This window comes from Silanimonas sp. (genome assembly GCF_027531545.1).
Lineage (GTDB): Bacteria > Pseudomonadota > Gammaproteobacteria > Xanthomonadales > Xanthomonadaceae > Silanimonas.
Genome location: NZ_JAPZSC010000055.1, coordinates 1 through 3363, shown reverse-complemented (window position 1 = coordinate 3363; position 3363 = coordinate 1). Strand labels below are relative to the sequence as shown.

The window sequence follows — 3363 nt, the reverse complement described above, 5'->3', positions numbered from 1 at the left end:
CAGGGCCGCTGCGGAGCAGTTCAAGGGCCTGGACCGATGGGGCCACCTGTTGCGCTACATCAGCGACCGGATCGCGCCAGTCATCGGACCACCGAAGCCCCCACCAGCGCTTCAAGCGACGGGGTAACTGCCGGATTTAGGTTCAGGTGTCACCGGCCGCCTCGCGCCCGTCTTCGCTCAGAGCCCGAAGATGTTCTCGAAGTAGCTGCGCGCCGGCACCGGCTTGGTGGCGGCGCCGCCCGCGGTGTCGACGATGCTCACGATGGGCAGGTTGCGCGCGGTGGCCAGCTCGTTGACCAGCTGCGCGATCTCCAGCGTCACGTAGGGCGTCTTCAGGGCCGGGTCGACCCAGAGGTTGCGCGCGGCATCCACCTTCACGAACAGGCCGTTCACACGGACGCACTTCCCCTCGGGCGAGGTGCCCACGACCACCACTTCGTTGTAGTGGAGCTTGCCCTCGACACCGGTCGTCTGGTCGAGTACCTGCTTGGGCGACAGGATGCGGTTGTCGACGTTGTTGCTGTCGAAGATGCGCTGGAACTCTTCCAGGATGTTGTCGGTGCGGTTGGCCACGCCCTGGTCGCGGCCGCTGGCGCTGTAGATGTTGACGGCCGGCACGTCGAGGATGAAGCCGAAGGGGTAGTAGGTGGCGCGGTGGCTCTCGTCGATGAGCGAGGTGCTGATGATCACGTTCTTCAGCACGTCGGGGTTGCGCAGGTACTGCACGAAGAACTTGGCGTCGAGGTTGAAGCTCTTCAGCGAGCCGCCGCCCTTCTGCGTCTCGACCAGCATGTCGGGGTTGCCGGAGAACTTCTTCTTGGCCTGGTCGTAGGCGCTCTTCTCGCCGTCGTTCGTGACCTTGCCGCCGATCTCGGTGTACTGCGCCACCCGCGAAGGCGCGGCCATGATGCCGTGCACAAGGTAGCGGAAGCTGCCGGCGTTGTGTCGCGCCGGGTCGGTGCAGCTGAACTCCCAGTCAATGCGGCCGTCGAAGTTACCGAGGATCGGGCGCGCGCGGAAGGGAAAGAGCTTGCGCAGGCGCTCGGCCAGGGCGATGTAGGTCTCGCCGTTGAGGTCGTCGAAGCTCTTGGCCGCCGCGCCCGGCAGCAGCGTGGAGGCAAGCACCACGGCACGCTTGACGGCGCGCAGGCGCTTGACCGCGAGGTCGCTCGACGAGCCCTTGTAGCCGATCGACAGGCTCTCGCTGAGCTTCTTCTGCTGCTGGGTCGTCATGCCGTCGAGCAGCCGCTTGATCTGCCGGCCGTCGATCTCGCCGCAGATGTCGGTGATGACGCCCACGGTGTCGGCGAGGCGCGTGTCATAGGACTTCGACATTCAGTCTCTCCATGAGGTGGGGGCCCGGCGCTGCGCGTCAGGCCGAGAAGAAGGCGTTCGGCCAGGCCTTCCGGAGCTTCTCGCGCTGGGGCGCGTCCAGCTTGGTGAGCTTGGCGAGCACGGCGTCGAGCTTCGCCGGTTCCCAGGGTGCCTTCAGCGCCGCCGGGTTGGCCTCGATGCCCGAGTAGTGGTAGAGCAGACGCACGTTGGGGTCGTTCTCGTCCGCCTGCACGGCGAACGCTGCACTCGGTCGCCGCCGACGGGCCCGCCTGGGCGGCCTGGCCCGCCTGACGCCGCCCCGGGCGCTCAAAAGTAGCGGATGCCGCTGCGGTTGTGGGGGCTGGGCACGATCTTCCAGTGGCGTGGGTCAAGGTAGCCCCAGGTCATTTCGCACAGGCAGGACCACAGCGTCAGGTAGTGCGCCGGCATCACCTCCATGCCGCCGTACATGATGCTGTTCGACGACACCTGCACGTTGTCGATGATCTGCGTCTGGTCCATGAACGTCGGCGCCTTGACGTCGGGGTTGTAGCGCAGCATCTCGGCCATGCCGCCCTGCTGCGCCGCCTTGCGCCGGTCGGAGTCGGTCCAGCTCGCGGGATCGCCCGCCTTGGTGGCCAGCTGCAGCGTGCGCGAGATCATGTTGTCGGCGTTCACGCGGTCGGTCAGAAGCGGGTGCAGGCGCCCCATGTACTCGTCGGGCAGCCCGAGCATGTGGCCGAACTCGTGCGCGAGCACGATGTAGTTGCGCTCGGCGGCACGGTCGATGTCGGGCCCGACGTAGGGCACGATCACCACGCCGCGGAACGAGGTCGAGGTCACGGTCTTGCCGGCAGCCGCGGACAGCGCCGACAGCAGGATCGGCTTCAACCCGGGGCGCTTGCTCGAAGAATCGGTGACCGTCAGCTTGGTGTCGTCGCGGATCACGCTGCCCAGGATGTCGGCCACCGCGCGCGCCCGGCGCTTGCCAAGGCCGCTCTGGAAGATGCCGTCGCCCGACCCGGTGCCGCCGAAGACCACCAGCTCGATGCCGGTGACGTCGTTGGTGGCGATGCGATGCACGAACTTCGCGTAGTCCAGCAGTTTGATCTTGTCGGCCGGCGCGAGATCGGCGCTGTTGGCCGCGAACGCGACCGTCCCCAGGCCGCGCTCGGTCAGCCCCTGGCCCATCTGGAGCAGGCGCAGCGCGAAGATGCCCTCACGCAGCTTGCGCTGGTCTTTCGGTTCGATCGCCAGGTTGTCGATCATGCACAGCGGCGGCTGCGGACTCCAATCGACGCCACCACCCTGCGTGCCCATCGTCGGCGGCCGCTTGTCCACCATCAGATGCATGTGGGCGTCGGCCTTGGGCCGTGCGACGAGCTTGACGTCCACGTTGACGCTGTACTTCTGCCAGCCGGGCCGCGTGCATTGGAACAAGAAGCGGCGCGACCAGAAGTCCTCGATGGTCCGGAAGGCCCGCGGCTCCCAGGCCAGCTTCTCGTCGTCGCGCCAGACCTGGTCGAAGTCGCGGAACTCGGTGAACACCTTTAGCGTGACGTTCATCAGGTTGGCCTGCGGCTGGTACACCGCATCGAAGCGCCCGATGCCCGTCATCGCCTGCCAGTTCGAGACGCTGAACTTGCCCTTGCGCGCCGCTTCGAGGAATTTCTCTTCGGAAGCTGCCATTCTGGTACTCCAATGCTTTAGCTGAACTGGTAGACGAACTGGCCTTCGGCCGTGCCGACGGCCACGCGCTCGATCGGCTTGCCCCCCATCATCCGCGTCAAGAACTCCCGGCTGATGTCCGGCAGCATCGTGTTCGTCAGAATGGCATCGATCATCCGCCCGCCGCTCTCGCTCTCGGTGCAGCTGCTGACGACGAGCTGCACCACGTCCTCGCCGTATTCGAACGGAATCTTGTAGCGCGCCTCCACCCGCTTCTTGATGCGGTTGAGCTGCAGCTTGACGATCTTGCCCAGCATGTCGTCGCTCAGCGGGTAGTACGGAATCGTCACCAGCCGCCCCAGCAGCGCCGGCGGGAAGATC

General features: G+C 66.3%; 3 protein-coding genes and 1 pseudogene. All 4 read right to left on the bottom strand.

Features of this window, described 5'->3' with window-relative positions:
• Nucleotides 1–177: 177 nt before the first annotated feature.
• On the bottom strand, nucleotides 178–1335 hold the full coding sequence (locus tag O9280_RS16395; protein WP_298345300.1) for a hypothetical protein: 1158 nt from the start codon (nucleotides 1333–1335) through the stop codon (nucleotides 178–180).
• A gap of 37 nt (nucleotides 1336–1372) precedes the next feature.
• A complete protein-coding gene (locus O9280_RS16390; RefSeq protein WP_298345297.1) occupies nucleotides 1373–1567 on the bottom strand; it encodes a hypothetical protein in 195 nt (64 codons plus the stop codon).
• A 74-nt stretch (nucleotides 1568–1641) separates the two neighbouring features.
• Nucleotides 1642–3003, bottom strand: a complete 1362-nt coding sequence (locus tag O9280_RS16385; protein WP_298345294.1) for a hypothetical protein — start codon at nucleotides 3001–3003, stop codon at nucleotides 1642–1644.
• A 17-nt stretch (nucleotides 3004–3020) separates the two neighbouring features.
• Nucleotides 3021–3363 (bottom strand): annotated as a pseudogene (locus O9280_RS16380) (type VI secretion system ATPase TssH); the annotation flags it as partial.

Bases quoted from the DNA above. Each gene is read 5' to 3' on its own strand.
- O9280_RS16385 (WP_298345294.1), bottom strand. From the start codon at position 3,003: ATGGCAGCTTCCGAAGAGAAATTCCTCGAAGCGGCGCGCAAGGGCAAG.
- O9280_RS16395 (WP_298345300.1), bottom strand. From the start codon at position 1,335: ATGTCGAAGTCCTATGACACGCGCCTCGCCGACACCGTGGGCGTCATC.